The organism is Alienimonas californiensis, from assembly GCF_007743815.1.
GTDB classification, from domain to species: Bacteria; Planctomycetota; Planctomycetia; order Planctomycetales; family Planctomycetaceae; genus Alienimonas; species Alienimonas californiensis.
The window spans coordinates 3,338,247-3,355,481 of sequence record NZ_CP036265.1 but is presented as its reverse complement, the minus strand read 5'-3'; the positions used below and the strand labels follow the sequence as shown (position 1 = coordinate 3,355,481).

At 70.6% G+C, this 17,235-nt stretch carries 19 protein-coding genes; 16 read left to right on the top strand and 3 right to left on the bottom strand.

Annotated features, from left to right (window positions below):
- Positions 1-48 precede the first annotated feature (48 nt).
- The 9 genes from CA12_RS13195 to CA12_RS13155 all read left to right on the top strand — a co-directional run bounded on the left by CA12_RS13195 (position 49) and on the right by CA12_RS13155 (position 8,778).
- Positions 49-1,518 carry an efflux RND transporter periplasmic adaptor subunit gene (locus CA12_RS13195; RefSeq protein WP_145359374.1) on the top strand — a complete coding sequence of 490 codons (1,470 nt, stop codon included), beginning with the start codon at positions 49-51 and terminating at the stop codon, positions 1,516-1,518.
- Between the two features lie 52 nt (positions 1,519-1,570).
- On the top strand, positions 1,571-5,011 hold the full coding sequence (locus CA12_RS13190) for an efflux RND transporter permease subunit (protein WP_145359372.1): 3,441 nt from the start codon (positions 1,571-1,573) through the stop codon (positions 5,009-5,011).
- Between the two features lie 72 nt (positions 5,012-5,083).
- Positions 5,084-5,431 (top strand): hypothetical protein, encoded by a 348-nt coding sequence (locus CA12_RS13185; RefSeq protein ID WP_207621976.1) that lies wholly within the window; start codon positions 5,084-5,086, stop codon positions 5,429-5,431.
- Positions 5,432-5,503: 72 nt separating this feature from the next.
- A complete protein-coding gene (locus CA12_RS13180; protein WP_145359370.1) occupies positions 5,504-5,743 on the top strand; it encodes a hypothetical protein in 240 nt (79 codons plus the stop codon).
- A 77-nt stretch (positions 5,744-5,820) separates the two neighbouring features.
- A complete protein-coding gene (locus tag CA12_RS13175) occupies positions 5,821-6,372 on the top strand; it encodes a hypothetical protein (protein WP_145359368.1) in 552 nt (183 codons plus the stop codon).
- A 124-nt stretch (positions 6,373-6,496) separates the two neighbouring features.
- A complete protein-coding gene (locus CA12_RS13170; RefSeq protein ID WP_145359366.1) occupies positions 6,497-7,171 on the top strand; it encodes a cation diffusion facilitator family transporter in 675 nt (224 codons plus the stop codon).
- A 106-nt stretch (positions 7,172-7,277) separates the two neighbouring features.
- Positions 7,278-7,664: a YnfA family protein gene (locus CA12_RS13165; protein ID WP_145359365.1), complete on the top strand. Its 387-nt coding sequence runs from the start codon at positions 7,278-7,280 to the stop codon at positions 7,662-7,664.
- The gene (locus tag CA12_RS13160) at positions 7,661-7,855 is read left to right on the top strand and encodes a hypothetical protein (protein WP_145359364.1); all 195 of its coding nucleotides are present in this window, start codon (positions 7,661-7,663) and stop codon (positions 7,853-7,855) included. The genes CA12_RS13165 and CA12_RS13160 overlap by 4 nt, the downstream gene beginning before the upstream one ends.
- Entirely contained in the window at positions 7,852-8,778 is a 927-nt protein-coding gene (locus tag CA12_RS13155) for a cation diffusion facilitator family transporter (RefSeq protein WP_145359363.1), read from the top strand. The genes CA12_RS13160 and CA12_RS13155 overlap by 4 nt, the downstream gene beginning before the upstream one ends.
- Positions 8,779-8,859: 81 nt before the next feature.
- On the opposite strand, the gene CA12_RS22535 is transcribed toward CA12_RS13155, so the two are convergent.
- The 3 genes from CA12_RS22535 to CA12_RS13140 all read right to left on the bottom strand — a co-directional run bounded on the left by CA12_RS22535 (position 8,860) and on the right by CA12_RS13140 (position 12,925).
- Complete coding sequence (locus CA12_RS22535; protein ID WP_145359362.1) at positions 8,860-9,660, bottom strand: urease accessory protein UreE; 801 nt, start codon at positions 9,658-9,660, stop codon at positions 8,860-8,862.
- 287 nt (positions 9,661-9,947) lie between these two features.
- Positions 9,948-10,580: an endonuclease/exonuclease/phosphatase family protein gene (locus CA12_RS22120; protein WP_165700740.1), complete on the bottom strand. Its 633-nt coding sequence runs from the start codon at positions 10,578-10,580 to the stop codon at positions 9,948-9,950.
- A gap of 1,883 nt (positions 10,581-12,463) precedes the next feature.
- Entirely contained in the window at positions 12,464-12,925 is a 462-nt protein-coding gene (locus CA12_RS13140; protein ID WP_145359361.1) for a hypothetical protein, read from the bottom strand.
- Between the two features lie 189 nt (positions 12,926-13,114).
- Here CA12_RS13140 and CA12_RS22115 point away from each other — a divergent pair, with 189 nt between their 5' ends.
- The 7 genes from CA12_RS22115 to CA12_RS13110 all read left to right on the top strand — a co-directional run bounded on the left by CA12_RS22115 (position 13,115) and on the right by CA12_RS13110 (position 17,196).
- Positions 13,115-13,273: a hypothetical protein gene (locus CA12_RS22115; RefSeq protein ID WP_165700739.1), complete on the top strand. Its 159-nt coding sequence runs from the start codon at positions 13,115-13,117 to the stop codon at positions 13,271-13,273.
- Positions 13,274-13,313: 40 nt separating this feature from the next.
- Complete coding sequence (locus tag CA12_RS13135; protein ID WP_145359360.1) at positions 13,314-13,727, top strand: DUF1257 domain-containing protein; 414 nt, start codon at positions 13,314-13,316, stop codon at positions 13,725-13,727.
- Position 13,728: 1 nt separating this feature from the next.
- Positions 13,729-13,920 carry a DUF2997 domain-containing protein gene (locus tag CA12_RS13130; protein ID WP_145359359.1) on the top strand — a complete coding sequence of 64 codons (192 nt, stop codon included), beginning with the start codon at positions 13,729-13,731 and terminating at the stop codon, positions 13,918-13,920.
- Between the two features lie 57 nt (positions 13,921-13,977).
- Positions 13,978-15,513 carry an AAA family ATPase gene (locus CA12_RS13125; protein ID WP_145359358.1) on the top strand — a complete coding sequence of 512 codons (1,536 nt, stop codon included), beginning with the start codon at positions 13,978-13,980 and terminating at the stop codon, positions 15,511-15,513.
- Between the two features lie 84 nt (positions 15,514-15,597).
- On the top strand, positions 15,598-16,635 hold the full coding sequence (locus CA12_RS13120; protein WP_207621975.1) for a hypothetical protein: 1,038 nt from the start codon (positions 15,598-15,600) through the stop codon (positions 16,633-16,635).
- The gene (locus CA12_RS13115; protein ID WP_145359357.1) at positions 16,632-16,892 is read left to right on the top strand and encodes a hypothetical protein; all 261 of its coding nucleotides are present in this window, start codon (positions 16,632-16,634) and stop codon (positions 16,890-16,892) included. Before CA12_RS13120 ends, CA12_RS13115 begins: the two co-directional genes overlap by 4 nt.
- Before the next feature lie 97 nt (positions 16,893-16,989).
- Positions 16,990-17,196 (top strand): hypothetical protein, encoded by a 207-nt coding sequence (locus CA12_RS13110; RefSeq protein ID WP_145359356.1) that lies wholly within the window; start codon positions 16,990-16,992, stop codon positions 17,194-17,196.
- Positions 17,197-17,235 lie beyond the last annotated feature (39 nt).

Sequence of the window (17,235 nt, the reverse complement as noted above, 5' to 3'; positions counted from 1 at the left end):
GGCACGAGTCGGCGGCGGGGTTTTCTCCCTCCCTCTCCCGGTGCTGTCGTGCGCCTCGGCAAACTGAATCTGTCACCCCGGCGGTTGGCGATCGCCGCCGTCCCGGTCGCGGCCGTCGCGCTATGGCTGTCGGCCGGTTGGTGGCTCCCGGAACTGTCCGCCCTGGCCTTCGGTGAGGAGACGCCCGTCGAGGCGGCGGAGGACCCGCACGCCGGGCACGATCACGGCGTGGCCGCCGCCGGCGAGGTGATCCGCCTGTCCGAGCAGGCCCGCCGCACAATCGGGCTGCGGACGGCGACGGTCGAACTGACGGAGTTCGACCGCACGATCACCGTGCCCGGGGTCGTCGCGGAGCGGCCGGGACGTTCGAACCTGCAGGTGTCCGCCCCGATGACCGGCATGGTCACGGACGTGTTCGCCACCGAGGGGCAGGCCGTCCGCCCCGGCGACACGCTGTTCCTCATGCGGCTGACCCACGAGGACGTGGTGCAGGCCCAGACGGACTACCTCAAAACGCTCGAAGCCCTCGACGTGGAGGAGCGGGAGATCGACCGGCTGCAGACCGTCTCCCGCGGCGTGGTCGCCGGGAAGGTCGTGCTCGAACGGCAGTACGAGAAGCAAAAACTCGAAGGGCTCCTCAAAGCCCAGCGGCAGAGCCTGTTGCTGCACGGCCTGGAGGAGTCGCAGGTCGCCCGCATCGCCTCGGACCGAAACTTGGTGCGGGAGATCCGCATCGTCGTGCCCGAACCCCATGACCCGAGCGAGGAGGGCCACGGCGAAGCGCACGACCCGGCGGTGCGGGAGGCGACGCCCACCGTGCCGGCCCGGACGGCCAGCCTGCAGGAACCGACGTCGCAGGCGCACCCGCCGCTGACGGTCGAACGTCTGAACGTCCACGCGGGGGACGCGGTCGACGCGAACGCCCCGCTGGCGGAGTTGAGCGACCTCTCCCTGCTGTACGTGGAGGGCCGGGCGTTCGAGCGGGACGCCGCCGCGGTCGTCGCCGCGGCCCGGGAGGATCGCCCGGTTACGGCCCTGCCGACTGACAACCTCGCCGGGGCGTCCGATCCGGTGACCGGGTTGGAGATCGCCTACGTGGCCAACCGGGTCGGGGCGGATTCGCGCGTGGTGCCGTTCTACGTCCTGTTGCCGAACGAGATCGTCAGCGACGGGCGGGATCGGGCGAGCGGCGGGCAGTTCCTCACCTGGAAGTACAAACCGGGCCAGCGGATGCGTCTGCGGGTGCCGGTGGAGACGTACGCGGAGGCGATCGTGTTGCCGATCGAGGCCGTCGCGGAAGCCGGGGCGGAGCGGTTCGCATTCGTGGAGAACGGGGCGACGTTCGAGCGCCGGCCGGTGCACGTCGTCTACCGGGACGCGGAGTCGGTCGTCATCGCGGACGACGGCTCGCTGCTGCCGGGGGAGTCGGTCGCCGTCTCCGCCGCCCATCAGTTGCAGATGGCCCTGAAGAACGCCGCCGGCGGGGCGATCGACCCGCACGCCGGCCACAACCACTGACGTTCCGCCCGGTCCCGGTCTCCTTTCCCGCCCCTCCGAACCTGTCCGTCCGATGCTGAACGCGATTATCCGCTTCGCCCTGCACAACCGCGTGCTCGTGTTGGCGGGGGCGCTGCTGGTCCTGGGGCTGGGCGGGTGGCGGACCGCGGGGCTGACCATCGACGTCTTCCCGGACCTGAATCGGCCGCGGGTGGTGGTCATCACCGAGGCCCCCGGCATGGCGCCGGAGGAGGTGGAGGCCCTCATCACCTTCCCGCTGGAGACCAGCCTGAACGGCGCCAACGGCGTCGAGGTCGTCCGCAGTTCCAGCGCGGTGGGCATCAGCGTGATCACGGTGGACTTCGCCTGGGGCACGGACATCTACACCGACCGCCAGGTCGTCGCGGAGCGGATGCAACTCGCCGCCGAAAGCATGCAGGAGGGGATCCGGCCGACGCTGGCCCCCGTCAGTTCCGTGATGGGTCAGATCCTGATGCTCGCCGTCTGGAGCGAACCGGGAGCCGACGGGGAGCCGCAGACCGCCCCGTTGGAGTTGCGGACGCTCTCGGACTGGGTGATCCGCCAGCGCCTGTTGACGATCCCGGGCGTCAGTCAGGTGTTCGTCATGGGCGGGGGGCGGAAGCAGTTTCAGGTCCTCGTCGACCCGGACGCCCTGCGGGCCTACGGGCTGACCCTGGATCAGGTGAAGGAGGCCGTCGGCGAGAGCAACCTCAACGCCACCGGCGGCTACCTGGACGAACGCGGGCCGACGGAGTTGCTGGTCCGCGGACTGGGTCGGGCCACCACGGTGGAGGATCTGCGGAAGGTCGTCGTCACGATCCGCGACGGCCGTTCGGTGGCGCTGGAGCAGGTCGCCGACGTCGTCGAGGAGGCGCAGGTGAAGCGCGGGGACAGCTCGGCGTTCGTGCGGACGGAGGTCGCAGGCGAGGGACCGGTGGCCGGGGGCGACGATGAAACGGCGCCCGGCCTCTCGCCCCTCGCCCCCCCGCTGTTCACCGGCGGGCCCGCGGTCGTTCTAACGATCGCCAAACAACCCGGCGCCGACACCCGGGTCGTCACGGACGCCGTCAACGCCGCGATGGCGGACCTCGCCCGCTCCCTGCCGGACGACGTGCGGGTGGAGCGGGTCTATTCGCAGCGGAGCTTTATCGACCGCAGCATTGAAAACGTCGTCGAAGCCCTCGCCGACGGCGGCGTGCTGGTGGTCGTAATTTTATTCGCCTTCCTGCTGAACTTCCGCACGACGTTTATCACCCTGACGGCGATCCCGCTGTCGATCGTGGTTACGGCGCTGGTCTTCGCCGCGTTCGGGTTCGGCATTAATACGATGACCCTCGGCGGGCTGGCCGTCGCGATTGGAGAACTCGTCGACGACGCGATCGTCGACGTGGAGAATATTTTTCGAAGGCTCCGGGAGAACAAGCATCTCCCCGAGGGGGAACGGCTGAATCCGCTGGTCGTCACCTTCCGGGCCAGCACGGAGATCCGCAGTTCGATCGTGTTCGGCACGGCGATCGTCGTGCTGGTGTTCCTGCCGCTGTTCGCCCTGGGGGGCATGGAGGGCCGATTGTTCGCCCCGCTGGGGGCCGCTTACGTGGTGAGCATCCTGGCCTCGCTGGCGGTCTCGCTGACGGTCACGCCGGCGCTGTGCTCGCTGCTCTTGGTCGGGAACCGGGGCTGGCACGTCGTCGCCCCGCTGTTGGGGCTGGGGATGAGCGCCGCGACCTTCTACTGGATCGCCCCGCGGGCCGCGGAGATCTTTCATATCGAAGCGCTGCATCCGTCGGACCCGCTGTGGTGGACGCTGGCCGCCGCCCCGGCGTTCTGGCTCGGCGTGGAGGCGCTGGACCGGTTTACCTCCGGCGGCGAGGAGGAAGGCCTGTTCCTGCGGGGCCTGCAATGGCTCGCCGGCGGGGCGATCCGCGGCGCGACGCTGTTCGCCTGGCCGGTGTTGCTGATCACGGCCGGGGCGGTGGCGGTCGCCGGGGCGCGGATGTCGACGCTGGAACGGGACTTCCTGCCGCCCTTCAACGAGGGGGCGATGCAGGTCAACGTGATTCTCGACCCCGGCACCTCGTTGAAGACGAGCAACGAGATCGGCCGCGCAGTGGAGAAAAGCCTGCTGGCGGTCGAAGGCGTGTCCTCCGTGGTACGCCGGACCGGTCGGGCGGAACTCGACGAGCACGCCGTGACCGTCAACATCAGCGAAATGATCGTGGAGTTCGACCCGGAGTCCGACCGCGAGCGGGAAGCAATTCTCGAGGACCTCCGCGAAGCCGTCGCCGACGTGCCCGGCGCCGTCGGCAGCGTGGAGGGACCGCTGGGCCACCTCATTTCGCACATGATCTCCGGGGTGAAGGCCCAGATCGGCATCAAGCTGTACGGCGACGACCTCGACGTGCTCCGCCGCAAGGGGGAGGAACTGAAGGCCGCGATGTCCGGCGTGCCGGGCCTGGTCGACGTGCAGCTCGAACAGCAGGTCACGATCCCGCAGCTGCGGATCGAACTGGACCGCGACGCCCTGCTGCTGGCCGGCCTCCGCCCGGCGGACGTGATGGAGTTCGTCCAGACGGCCATGAACGGCGAGGTCGTTTCGGAGATCCTCGTCGGTCAGCGGACGTTCGACCTGCTGGTCCGCCTGGACGAGCCGTTCCGCGAGGACCTGGAAGCGCTCCGCCGGCTGACCCTCACCACGCCGGAGGGCGGACAGATTCCGCTGGAATCGGTCGCACGCATCTACGAGAGCGGCGGCCCGAACACGATCAACCGGGAGAACGTCCGCCGCCAGATCGTGTTGCAGGCGAACGTCAGCGGTCGGGGCGTGGTGGAGGCGGTCGAGGACGTGAGGGCCAGCTTCGCCGACGTGGAGCTGCCGCCCGGCTACTTCCTGGAGTTCAGCGGCCAGTTCGAGAGTCAGCAGAGCGCCAGCCGCACGCTGGGGCTGCTGGGGGCGGTGTCGGTATTCGGCGTGTTCCTGGTCCTCTACACGCTGTTCGGTTCGGCGAACTTCGCCCTGCAGGTGATGGCCGCATTGCCGACGGCGTTCATCGGCGGAGTAATCGCGCTGGTGATCACGGACCAGACGCTCACCGTGGCCGCGCTGGTGGGGTTTATCTCCCTAGCCGGCATCGCCAGCCGCAACGGCATTTTATTATTGAACCATTATCTGCACCTCGTGAAGCACGAGGGCGAGGGCTGGACGCGGTCGATGGTCGTCCGGGCCGGCCGCGAACGGCTGGCGCCGGTGTTGATGACCGCCCTGACCAGCGGCATCGGTTTGGTTCCGCTGGCCCTCGCCGCCGGCGAGCCGGGCAAGGAGATCCTGTACCCGGTCGCCACCGTGATCATCGGCGGGCTGCTGACCAGTACCGCGGCGGAGTTCGTGGTTCGCCCGGCTCTGTTCTGGGCGATCGGCCGCCCCGCCGGCCGCCGCCTCGCCTCCGCGAGCGGCGCGCCCGTCGCCCTTACCGAAGAGTCCGAAGAGCACGCTTGAAGGCGTTTCCTTGGGCCTCGGGACCGTCCCGTCGCCCGTCGTTCCCCCTGTTCCTGAGAGAAGGAGTTTGAAATGACCTGTCGACTGTTCCCCCTGTTCGCCGCCGCCCTCGCCCTGGCGGTCTTCGCCCCGTCCGCGCCCGCCGCGTCGCCGGTTGAAGCGAAGGCTGACGAGATCGTCGCCTACCGGGCCGTGAAGTGGCAATCCGGCCACTTCGAGGACGCCCAGAAGGCGGCGACGCACGCCAAGACGCTCAAGAAGCTCGGCTGCGAGGTGAAGACCGGCGCCCACGGCGGCCACACGGACGTCTCCCACCGCTGCCCGGAGTGGCGAGAGATCGCCCTGACGACCCACGAGAAGGCCCACGAGTGGGAGACCTGGCTGAAGGCGAACGGCTTTGAAACCCGCCACGCCCACTGACCCCCGCCCGCTCGCCGCCCGGAAAGGAATGCCGGGCGATTCCTTCGGCTTCGGAGATCCGCACCGATGCGAATGCCCAAGCGAAACGTCGCCCTCGCCGCCGGCCTGCTACTGGCCCTGTTTGCGGCGACGACCGCGGTGACGTTCAACCACGAGCACGACGAACGGACTGCGGACTTCGTGCCGCAGCCCGTCGTCTGGGCCGTGAACCTCCTCGCCGATGCCTGGAACGGCTCGCAGGCGCAGGCGCTGTACCGCCGGTGGGACGGCCACATCGCCGATTTCTGCGCGAACCCCTCCCACCGACACTGAGCCGTTCGACCCGTCCCGTCCGGAGCCTCTCCGGGCGAGATCGTTCCCCCCTGTTTTCGCACCTCAAGGATCTGCCGATGATTTCCCCCGCCAAACCTCTCGCCGCCGTCCTCGCGCTGGCCGTTTCCGCCGCGTTCGTCGGCTGCGCCCCCGAGGAGGACGAACCGCTGGCGATGGACGACGCCCCGCCGGCCCTCGCCGACGACCACGCCGGCCACGACCACGGGGCCCACCCGACTGAAGGACTGCACGGCGGCGGGCTCATCGAACTGGGCGACGAGGAGTACCACGGCGAACTGATCCACGACGAGGCGGCCGGCACCGTCACGATCTACATCCTCGACGCCCACGTCGAAGCGGCCGTTCCGATCGACGCCGCCGAGGTGACGGTGATGGTCGTCCACGACGGAAACCGCGAATCCTTCAAGCTCGCCGCCGATCCGGACGCCGGCGACCCTGAGGGAAAATCCTCCCGGTTCGTCTCCTCCGATGCGGAACTGGCCGAACACCTCGATCACGAGGGGGAGACGGCGAAGCTGATGGTCAAGATCGACGGTCGCTCCTACAGCGGCGACATCGCCCATGACCACGATCACGACGGCGAAGGCCACGAGGGCCACGACCACTGACGCGGTCCGACGGCGAGCCCTGCCCCCCGGTGCGGTCCCGGCCGCACCGGGGGAGTTTTCGCCCCCCGATCCATTTGCGATCGATCCGTACTGTCAACGACTCGCACCGCCCCCTGAAGCCGCGATGACGGAAACAGAATCCTCAAGCGATCCCGACGACGACCGCACGCGGTACCTCCGCCGCGGCAAGTGGACGGAGGTCGCCAGCCTCGCCTACAACCTGACCGAGGTGGCCGTCTCCGTCACCGCCGGGCTGATGACCGGCAGTTCCGCCCTCGTCAGCTGGGGCGCGGACAGCGCCGTGGAGAGCGCCGCCGCCGGCACGATGATCTGGCGGCTGCGCGGGGAGGAACGGGGCATCGGACGCCGGGACGTGCTGCGGCGGAAGAAGGTCGCCCTCGGCGTGCTCGCCGGGGCGTTCGCCGTGGCCGTCGCGTTCATCCTGTACGAAGCGATCAGCAAGTTCGTCAGTCAGACACCGCCGGGCTTCAACTGGTGGGGGATCGGCATCCTGCTGGTCTCTCTGGTCGTGAACCCCGCGCTGGCGTGGGCGAAGCATCACTACGGCAAGAAGCTCGACTCCCCGGCCCTGAAGTACGACGCGATCGACACCCTCATCTGTGAATATCAGACCGTCGTCGTGCTGATCGGCTTGGGCTTGGCGAAGTGGCTCGGCTGGTGGTGGGCGGACCCGGCCGCGGCGCTGCTGATCGTGCCCTACGTCGCCTGGGAGGGCTGGGAGGCGGGGCGGGACGCTTGGCGGGTCGATCCGGAGGCGGACGAAGCGGCGGGCGGCTGAGCGGTCTCCCGGATGCGTGAACGACGCCGGGCACGTCTCCCGGTCGTTCAATACGCGGCGATCGGGTAAATAACGGGCCGACGTCGTGTCATGAACCCTGCGAGCGATGCATCAGACCCTCCTGTCGATCGGTTATTTCCTGCTGGCCGGACTGATGGAAATCGGCGGCGGATACCTCGTCTGGCTCTGGCTGCGGGAAGGCCGGTCGATCTGGCTGGCGCTGCTCGGCGCCGTCGTCCTCGTCGGCTACGGCGTCGTGCCGACGCTCCAGCCGACGCATTTCGGCCGGGTCTACGCGGCGTACGGCGGCGTGTTCGTCGCCCTGTCGGTCCTCTGGGGCTGGGGGATCGACGGACATCGGCCCGACCGTTGGGATACGTCCGGGGCGCTGCTCTGCGTGGCGGGGGTGGCGGTCATCATGTACATGCCGAGGGGCGATGAGTTGGCCCCGGACGTGATCCCAAACGACCGCTCCGTCCAAGAAACCCCGTGACCCCCCTCGACATTCTGACCGGCGCGGCGGAGGCCGTGCTCTGGTACCCCTTCCTCTGGTTCGGGCTGGACTCGATCGAGAAGCGGAACCCGTGGTTCGCCGCGGCGGTTCTGCTCGCCCTAGGCTACGCGGCGTTCGTCGCCTGCCCGTGGGTCCGCGACACCGACGCCTGGAAGAACCTCGCCCAATGACCGGCAACCACTCGCACGCCCACTCCCACGCCCCCGCCGACTACGGCAGGTCCTTCGCCCTGGGCGTGGGGCTGAACCTGTTTTACGTCGCCGTGGAGGCGGGCTACGGGTTCTGGTCCGGATCGCTGGCCCTGTTGGCGGACGCGGGGCACAACCTCTCGGACGTGGCCGGGCTGCTGCTCGCCTGGGGCGGGTTCGCCCTCGCGAAGCGACCGCCGACCGACCGCCGCACCTACGGCTGGCGGGGGGCGACGAACCTCGCCGCCCTCGCCAACGGCCTGTTGTTGCTGGTCGCGGTCGGGGCGATTTCCTGGGAGGCGGTCGGCCGGTTCTCGAACCCCGCCGAGGTGCCGGGCCTGACGGTAGTGATCGTGGCGAGCGTAGGCGTCGTCATTAACACGGCGACGGCGATGCTGTTCTTCGCCGGGCGGAAGGGCGACGTGAACGTCCGCGGGGCGTTTCTGCACATGGCCGCCGACGCGGCGGTGAGCGTCGGCGTGGTCGTCGCCGGCCTGCTGATCCGCTGGACCGAGGCGGACTGGATCGACCCCGTCACCAGCCTCCTGATCGCCGCGGTGATCTTCGTGGGGACGTGGGGCCTGTTGCGGGAGTCGTTCGACCTCTCCGTGCAGTCCGTGCCCGCCAGCGTCGACGTGCCGGCGGTGCGGGAGTTCCTGCTCTCCCGCCCGGGTGTGACGGACGTGCACGACCTGCACGTCTGGGCGATGAGCAGCACCGAAACCGCCCTCACCGCCCACCTGCTCAAACCGTTGTCCGGCGGCGAGACCGGGGATGAGGACGCCTTCCTCGGCGAGCTGACGGACGCGCTACACGACCGGTTCGAGATCGAGCACGCGACTGTGCAGATCGAACGCCGCGACGACCCGCGGCTCTGTCGGCAGGCGGAACCGGGCAGCGTCTGATGCACGTCCGCCCATGAACGCGAACCGACCGTCGCCTGTAGAAGGCGGCGGTCGGCTCGACCGTGACCGAAGGTCCGTTCCTCACTGAATGCGATCGCGGGACGCAGCGGCAACGAACGCCGCCGGGTCGGCCTGCACGTCGCGGGCGCACTCTTCGCTGCAGACGAAGACGGCCCGGTCGCCGACCGGCACCTTCCACGGCGTCCCCATCGCTCCCAGCCGGCGGTCCTCGACGGAACAGACGGCTTGGGCGAACACCGCCGTGCGGTCGGTGGAAGAAGCCCGTACAGGCCGACCGACGGCCGGCGGGGCGACGATACGGGTCGTCTGCCGCACGACGATCTCATCCGCTCCGGCCCCCGGCACGCCGTCCAGCCGCACCGCCACGGCGACCCGCCGACCGGCGACCTTCCCGAGGTTCAACGGCAGCGCCAGCGGCTCGGGGCGCCCGTCACGGTCGCGGGTCGGGGACAGTTCATATCGATACTTCTTCTCGCTGCCCTCGACCCGCATGGCGACGACGCCGCGGACACGTTCCGTCGGCAGTGCGCGGCCGCTGGCGTCGGTCAGCCAGAAGTGCAGACCGGCATGGTCCAGCAGCGTTTCGACCCGCACGTTCCCGAACCGGTCCAGTTCGCCGCCGTGCGCGCCGTGATCATGTCCGGCGTGCTCGCCGCGCAGGCCGCTGTGGTCGTGCCCCGCATGGTCGTCGCCGACGGGGCCGTGATCGTGACCGGCGTGATCGTGCCCGGCGTGGTCCCCATGGTCGTGGCCCGCATGATCGCCGTGGTCGTGACCCGCGTGGGGGTCGTAGGCGGACTGGGCCGCGGCGACGTTCGCCGTCAGCAGGGCGAGGGCGGCGGTCGAGATCAGGGTCTTCATCCAAGGCTCCTTGGGTCGTGGCTGCGTACTTCGACTCCGGTAATGACCGGAACCGAGTGACTCCTTCGCATGCCCCGTGCCGACGACGGTGCCCGCCGGCCAAGCATAATTAAAGTCCTACAAGTCAGAGGAACCGCCGCTCCGGGCACCTCGGCGGAGGCGTCCGACCCGTCACAGAGCGGTTGTCGTTGTGACAAACGCGCCGTCACTCTGATCGCGCACCGACCAAGAATGCTCTTTGAACGGCAAGGCAATCGATTCGTAGCGACGGGGCGAGTCGCACCCGATCAATATCGACCGCTTTTCGACAGCGAGGCTCGGGCCGCGCCGACGGACGGCACGTCGATGGCGCCCACGCGGGGGTACGGGAACGCTCTGTCGCCGGGGGTGTCGTCGGAGGTGTTCCCCAACTCGCGGGTCAGGCTCCGCAGCCGCAGGCCATCCACCAACCCGCGGGCCAGCAGGGCGTGCGTGTCGTCGTAGCCGTTGGTCTCGTCGACGTTGAGGTTCCCACCCACCACGGCGGTCAGGCCCGGGTTCTCGTCCAACCAGGCGGCGACGTGCCAGGCCATCGCCGCGGCGACCAGCTCCCGCTTCAGGGTGTTGTCGCAATCCACGTCGCCCGACCGGTCGGAGGACGACTTCAAGTGCGTCACGGCGACTATGCGTCCCAAGGCGGGTCCGTCGGCGGCGAGGAACCCGCGGCCGACGCCCACGTCCGCGATCCCGTCCAAGTTCACTCGTTTCTGCTTCCGCTCCGTCAAACAGCCGGATCGGCTGTCCCCGTCGGTTCCTCGATCGAACTCCACCGCGTTCGTCAGCGGATAGCGAGACAGGATCGCCACTTCCAAGCTGCTGTACTGGGTGTCGTCGTTCGGGTTGAAGTCGCTGACGACGAGGTACTCGGCGTAAGTCGGCATCCCCATGCCGCGGCGACCGCCGGGGCGACCTCCCGCGAGGTGACTTCGTTCAGCAGCAGCACGGCCGGTTGCACGTCGGCGGCGAGGAGGGCGAAATCGCGGCTTGGGCATGGGCTTCTGCGACGGAGAACAGGGGCCCGCTGTTCCATGTCGCCCCGAGTGCGTCCCCCTCGGCGGATCGATCCGCCGGGACGGAGGATTCGGGCGCCGCCGGATCCAGGCCGAAGCCGTCCGGGTGGCCGGGGAAGCCGTCCGGGTCGGCGGGAAACTTCTCGGGGACCGCCGGCGATTCCGCCGCGGGGTTTGGACGACAACCGCACGCCGCGAACAGTACGAGGTCGAGGGCGACGTTGCGGGAGAACACAGCGGGGGCCGTGCGGCGGGGGAGTGCGAGAACCCGGAGCCGGCGTAGCCCATCAGGCAGTAGCCCGACCTGAACGCTCGGTTCTGGCCCGTTGCCGCTCGCGTGCGTCCCTGCGGCGGTCTCACGCGGGGCAGAGGCCATCTTGGGCGGCAGGGGCGCCTACGGCGGACATCGGGCGGACTTCTTTTGGAGGGAGCCTGCCGCGTCCGCCGGGCGGAGCGCGTCAGCAGAGCGGCGAACGGTCTGGGTCCTAGGAACGGCCGGCGTGGGCGACGGGGCGGTCGTCGATCTTCCAGATCGTCAAACCGTGGAACCTCGTCCCGTTGCAGGTCGAGACGACGCGCTCCGCCCCGCACTGAACCCCCGGGCAATTGTGGAGAGGTTGCGAAAGGCCGCAGGAGCGGAAACGTTCGTGAGACTCCCGGGCCGACAAGGCCCCGGTGCAGGGTACGCTCAGGCACGCTTCCTTCCGGGACGCTCGAACGGACGCTTCTTGCGGAGGTCCGCCGCCAGCCCAGCCGGCGGGACGCCGGCCGAGACGTTTTCGGTCGACCCGCCGGGGATGATCGGCAGGGTCTTTACGCTCCCCCGGCCCTGCTGGCGCAGTCCCCGAAGCCGGCGCTCCAGGAACCGGAGGCGCGACCGCCGGGGGTTCTCCGGGGTCAGTCGTCCGCCGCTTGAGCTTACAGGAATTCCCGGTCCGTCGTTGCGGCGACGTCCGAGGCCAGACCGGCCAACGAGTCCGCCGCCCCCATCCGCACGGCGACCTCGTCGACTGAACCGACTCCCTCCGCCGGGGTCGCACCCTCCAGCCGGGGCCATCAAGGCCAGAATCAGGCCAGGAGTCTGCGGCGTGACGTGCGGCGCGTCCTCCCAGTCCCACGCCGTCTGTGGGTCCGCGTCGACGGGGGAACTGATCGCCCGGTAGATCATGACGAACCCCCGTCCCGCCGCGGCGCGGGTGGCTTCGTCCTCGGCGAACAGCGTCCATAGCTCGGCCGTCGGCGGGATCGGTGGGATCGGCGGGGTCGGCGAGGTCGGCGAGGATCGCCAGCGCCCGTTTCTTCTGATGTGCGGCGGCGGCCGTCAGGGTCGGCAACCGCTCGTCGGCCCGGGGGCGCTCGGTGAAGGCGGACGGCACCCGTTCGGCGACGGAACCGACAATCTCCGGAGTGAGCCTCGATCGCTCATCCTGCCACTTCGGCGTCGCCCCGAACCGTCCACCCAGAGCGCCCCCGTCCACGCCGCCTCCCCAGGCCGGGGAGTCGCCGGGTAGATCGAAACCGATGAGTCGCTCATCCGGTGCGAGACGAAGACTCGCAACTCCCACCGGGTCGGCAGGCCGGCGATCAGGAATGCCCCGTCCGGCCCGGTCGTCGCCGTTCCCCCGAACCTGGGGCTCCACATCGTCCCCTAGTCGTTCTGCGGCACCCGCAGCGCCGCCGTCACCTCCGCCCCATGATCTGCTCGTCGTCGGCGTTTGTGAGTGTGCCCGCGAAGGCCCCGGCTGGGGCGAGCGTCATCGTGACCGTGGCGTGGTCGGCGACCTGATCGGCCCACGCGTCGGCCGTGCGGTTCGGAGCGGAGGCGTAGAGCGCCAGCGGGACGTGCGTCCGGGGGGCGTCAGCACGCCGTTCGCGCCGGCCGAGTGGGCGTGGAAGCCGTTGAAGTGGCGATCTCCGTTGCCCCAGTACGCCCCCTCCACGAGCGCCCCCGGGACCGGAGCGCCGGCGGCGTCGACCAAGGCGATCGTCAGGTCGACCGGCTCGCTCCGCAAGGGCGCGGTGAGGTCCAGCGTCCGTGCCGGGGCGTCGGCGCTTCCAATCGTCGCTCGATCGCCGCCTCCGCCGTCAGCGTGAATCGACCGTTCCCCTGACCACGTTCGGATCGCGGCGGCCGCGGCCAGGGAGACGATCGTGACGAACAGGACCGCGACGGCGAGCCGGCGCACGGGGGCGGCGTGCATCGGGACGGCGGTCACGGCGGTGGCGGTTCGGGAACCGGTTCGCCGTGGGCTCACGGGGTCGACGCGTCAAAGCGCGGGGGCTTCCTGACGGGTCGCGGCGTCCAGTCCAGTCGGGCGCTAAACGAAGGCGGAATCCGCAGCACTGTGGGGTGAGGCCAGCGACGCCGCCGGCCGTTCTTTCTCTCCCCGCACCGGAGCCGCCCCGTGCCCCGACTCCCCCTCCCGCCGCGGCTGGCCGCCGCGGCGGGGCAGCTGCTGCTCGGCCTGCTGGCCGACCTCGCCGCAATCGCCGCCGGCCGCGCCGCCGGCCCGCTCGACCCGGCCCCAGCCCGCGAGACGCCGCCGCCCCGCGACGAACGCTGACCGTTCCCCCCTCCCTCGCCCGAACCCAGAGGCCCCTGCCATGAGCCACATCGTCACCGTCGCCGCCAAGGCGACGGACCCCGCCGCCCTCGCGGCGGCCTGCGACCGGCTGAAACTGCCCCCGCCGCAGACCGACACCGTCACCTACTTCGATCGGTCGGTGCAGACTGGTCTGACGATCCGCCCGCCCGGTTTCGTGTACCCGATCGTCTGCGACGTCGAGACCGGCGACCTGTACCACGACACCTACGAAGGTCGCTGGGGCGACGAGTGCTTCGTCGGTCGCCTCTTGCAGGCCTACGCCGTGGAGAAGACGAAGCTCCAGGCGCGGGCCCGCGGCCACCGCTGCATGGAGACCGCCCTCGCCGACGGCAGCGTGCGGCTGACCGTCACCGCCGGGGCCGCGGGCTTCGGCGACGCTCCCCAATACCTGACGACCGGGGAGGCCGCCTGAGATGCAATGCATCGAGATCACCGTCACGCCCGCCGGCGCGACCCGCGTCGAAACGAAAGGCTTCGCCGGCCCGTCCTGCCGAGCGGCGAGCAAGCCGTACGAGGAGGCCCTCGGCACGCAGTCCGCCGAGACGCTGGCGCCGGAGTACCACGCGGCCGCCCCGGTCGCACAGACGGTCGATCAGCGGGCCTGACGCCCGCTGATCGACTCGTTCTTTCACATCCCATTCCCACACACGAAGGAGTCGCCGATGCCGCGTCGACCGCGAGGCTGCGCCCCGCCTGAACCTGATGACGAATCGACCCCCGCGGCCCCGCCTCCCGGACTGGCCGCGAAGCTGGCGGAACTGGTCGCAGCCGCCTTCCCGGGCGTGCTGGCGGTCAGCCCGGAGCCGGAGGAGGTTCTTCGGGACCTCGCCGGGCTGTGCCGCGAGCGGGGCTGGAACCTCGCCACGTGGACCGCTGACGGCGGCGAGGACGGTCCGGCCGACCCGCTGGCCGCCGTGAAGTCGCTGCCGCAGTCCGGCGACGGCGAGACGCCCTCGCTGCTGGCGATGACGCACCCGCAGCGATACCTGAACAGCAGCCCCGAACTGCAGGCCGCGGTGCGATCGGCTTTGGCGGCGGGCAAGACCCGCCGCACGCACCTGCTCCTCGTCCAGCCAGCCTCGGACCTGCCCCCGGAACTGGCCCGGGACTTCGCCGTGCTGGACTGCCCGTTGCCCTCACGGGCGGAACTGGAGGCCGTGGCGCGGGGCGTGGCGACGGAGGAGGGCGAGTTGCCCGAGCCGCTCACGCCGGTGCTGGACGCCGCGGCGGGGCTGACCCGCTCGGAAGCGGAGAACGCCTTCGCCCTCTCGCTGGTCCGGCACGGTCGGCTGGACCCGGACCCGCTGTGGGAACTGAAGGCGAGACAACTCGCCGCCGGCGGGCCGCTGTCGCTCCACCGCGGCGGGTCCGGCTTCGACGCCCTCGGCGGCATGCAGGCCCTGAAGACCTTCTGTCGGACCGCCCTGACTAACGGTTCGCCGAGGGCCGAGGCGAAGGGCGTGTTGCTGCTCGGTCCCGGCGGCGTGGGTAAATCGAGTTTCGCCCGGGCCCTCGGAGCGGAGGTCGACCGCCCGACGCTGACGCTGGACGTCGGCGGCTTGATGGGCGGCATCGTCGGCGCGACAGAGGAAAACACCCGCCGGGCCTTGGCGACCGTCGAGGCGATGGCCCCCTGCGTGCTGTTCGTTGACGAAGTCGAGCGGGCGCTGGCCGGCACCTCCGGCGGCGCCCAGGACAGCGGCGTGTCCGCCCGGCTGCTGGGGACGCTGCTCTCCTGGCTGGCGGACCGGCCGCCGGGGGTGTTCGTCGTCTGCACCGCCAACGACGCCTCCCGGCTGCCGCCGGAACTGACCCGCAGTGGGCGGTTCGACGCCACGTTCTTCCTCGACCTGCCCGGCGAGGAGCAACGCCGCGGCATCTGGGAGACCTACCGCGAGCACTACGGCGTCGCCGCGAACGACTCCACGCCCGCGGACGCCGGCTGGACCGGCGCCGAAATCGAGTCCTGCTGCCGCCTGAGCGCCCTGTTGGGCGTGGGCCTGACGGAGGCGGCGACGCATGTCGTGCCGGTCTCCGTCTCCGCCGCCGAACCCCTCGCGAAGCTGCGGCGGTGGGCGAGCGGCCGGTGCCTGGACGCCGAGGCCGGCGGCATGTTTCGCCCCGGAGACTCGCAGGCGGCCGACGCCCCCCGTCGGCGAACCAGCCGGCCCTCGAAGCAGAACTACTCGCTGAACTGACCGCCGGCTCCGACCGGCATCTCCCTCACCACGCCCCGGCGCTTCGCCGGGGCGTTTTCGTTTCACCCTCACGAGTTTTCACCCATGACCCTACTGCTCAGTCCGCCCCGGCGGGCCAGAACCGCCGACCCCGACCTGCCCGACGCCGAGACCGATCACGGCGCCGCGGAGGTCACGTTCCTCGACGAGGAGCGGGATCACCGCGAACAGGACCCCGCCGAACGGCTGCGATCCGACGCCGCGGCCGTCCGGCTGCACGTCTCCTGGCCCGGCCTGCGGCGGACGCTGTCCGCCGAGCAGAAGGACGAGGCGGCCTCCCCCTTCGACGCCGAGAGCGGCAGCCTGTCGGCCTCGAAGAAACTCCTCGATACGAAACACCCGGCCCTCAGGGCCGCGGCGAAGGTCCGCCACGCCGCCGTTTCGCAATGGAAGACCGCCAGCCTGCCCTACCCCGAGGCCGGCATCCGCCTGCTGCCCCGCAACGACCTGCCGGCCTTCGAGCGGCGGATGGGCGACCTGCAGGCGGAACTGGCCGACGCCGCGGCGGAGGTGGACCGCTGCCGCGATGAACTCGTCTCCCGGGCCCGCCGCCGGCTGGGCGACCTGTTCGACCCCGCCGACTACCCGCCCAGCCTCGCCCCGCTGTTCGGCCTGAGCTGGGACCTGCCCGCGGTGGAGCCGCCGGACTACCTGCGGCGCCTCTCGCCCCGCCTGTACCAGCAGGAATGCGACCGGGTACGGCAACGGTTCGAGCAGGCTGTGCAGCTCGCCGAGCAGGCGTTCGCCCAAGAGTTGGCCCAGTTGGTCGAACATCTGCGGGAACGCCTCACCGGCGGCGAGGGCGGCGGACCGCGGGTGTTCCGCGACTCCGCCGTCGAGAACCTCACCGAGTTCTTCCAGCGGTTTCGGCGTCTGAACGTCGGCGGCAACGCGGACCTCGACGCCGTCGTCGCCGAGGCCGAAGGCCTGATGCGGGGCGTCGACCCGGTTGATCTGCGGGCGAACACCGGCGTCGGCTGGCTCCAACAGCGGGTGCGGGAGGGTCTGGCCGGCGTGGCCGAGGCCCTCGACCCGCTCGTCGCCGACGCCCCCCGCCGGCGTGTCCTGCGGTCGCCGCGATGAGCGGCGCCGTGCAGGAACTGTTCGTTCGCCCCGACGGCGTCGCTCAAGGCCTCTACGGCGAACTGATCGACGCCGACGCCCTCGGCGCTGCCTCCGTCGTCCGAGCGTCGCACGTCGAGCCCGCCCCTGGCGGCGGGTGGACCGCGGACCTCTCTCCCAGCGGCGGCCCGGCCCTCGGTCCGTTCCCGCTGCGGAGCGAGGCTTTGACCGCCGAGGCCGACTGGCTCACGCGGCATCGACTGACCCCGCCGGGCTGACCGCCCGGCTCCACCCACGTCTTCCCCCGAAGCGGCGGATCGGCCACGTGCCGACCCGCCGCTTTCCCTTTTCCCACTTCACGAACAGGAGTTTTCCATGCCCCAGCACGAACTGAACCGTCGCATCGCCGCCGTCACCGGCGAGCGCGTCGCGGATATCGCCCGGATGGGCTTCCAGCTCGACGCCCCGTCGTCGTTCACCCATTTCGACGACGACCTCGGCCCCATCGACTGGGACGAGCAACAGGCCCGGCAGCGGACGAACCCGCACCGCTGCGGCAAGGGCCGCGTCGCCTTTCACTGACCGGGCGCTGACTTCACGACCGGTGGCGGGCTCGCAACC

Excerpts from the sequence above, each read along its gene's own strand:
- CA12_RS13190 (WP_145359372.1), top strand. The coding sequence starts at position 1,571 with ATGCTGAACGCGATTATCCGCTTCGCCCTGCACAACCGCGTGCTCGTG.
- CA12_RS13185 (WP_207621976.1), top strand. The coding sequence starts at position 5,084 with ATGACCTGTCGACTGTTCCCCCTGTTCGCCGCCGCCCTCGCCCTGGCG.
- CA12_RS13180 (WP_145359370.1), top strand. The coding sequence starts at position 5,504 with ATGCCCAAGCGAAACGTCGCCCTCGCCGCCGGCCTGCTACTGGCCCTG.
- CA12_RS13175 (WP_145359368.1), top strand. The coding sequence starts at position 5,821 with ATGATTTCCCCCGCCAAACCTCTCGCCGCCGTCCTCGCGCTGGCCGTT.
- CA12_RS13170 (WP_145359366.1), top strand. The coding sequence starts at position 6,497 with ATGACGGAAACAGAATCCTCAAGCGATCCCGACGACGACCGCACGCGG.
- CA12_RS13165 (WP_145359365.1), top strand. The coding sequence starts at position 7,278 with ATGCATCAGACCCTCCTGTCGATCGGTTATTTCCTGCTGGCCGGACTG.
- CA12_RS13155 (WP_145359363.1), top strand. The coding sequence starts at position 7,852 with ATGACCGGCAACCACTCGCACGCCCACTCCCACGCCCCCGCCGACTAC.
- CA12_RS22535 (WP_145359362.1), bottom strand. The coding sequence starts at position 9,660 with ATGAAGACCCTGATCTCGACCGCCGCCCTCGCCCTGCTGACGGCGAAC.
- CA12_RS22120 (WP_165700740.1), bottom strand. The coding sequence starts at position 10,580 with ATGCCGACTTACGCCGAGTACCTCGTCGTCAGCGACTTCAACCCGAAC.
- CA12_RS13135 (WP_145359360.1), top strand. The coding sequence starts at position 13,314 with ATGAGCCACATCGTCACCGTCGCCGCCAAGGCGACGGACCCCGCCGCC.
- CA12_RS13130 (WP_145359359.1), top strand. The coding sequence starts at position 13,729 with ATGCAATGCATCGAGATCACCGTCACGCCCGCCGGCGCGACCCGCGTC.
- CA12_RS13125 (WP_145359358.1), top strand. The coding sequence starts at position 13,978 with ATGCCGCGTCGACCGCGAGGCTGCGCCCCGCCTGAACCTGATGACGAA.
- CA12_RS13120 (WP_207621975.1), top strand. The coding sequence starts at position 15,598 with ATGACCCTACTGCTCAGTCCGCCCCGGCGGGCCAGAACCGCCGACCCC.
- CA12_RS13115 (WP_145359357.1), top strand. The coding sequence starts at position 16,632 with ATGAGCGGCGCCGTGCAGGAACTGTTCGTTCGCCCCGACGGCGTCGCT.
- CA12_RS13110 (WP_145359356.1), top strand. The coding sequence starts at position 16,990 with ATGCCCCAGCACGAACTGAACCGTCGCATCGCCGCCGTCACCGGCGAG.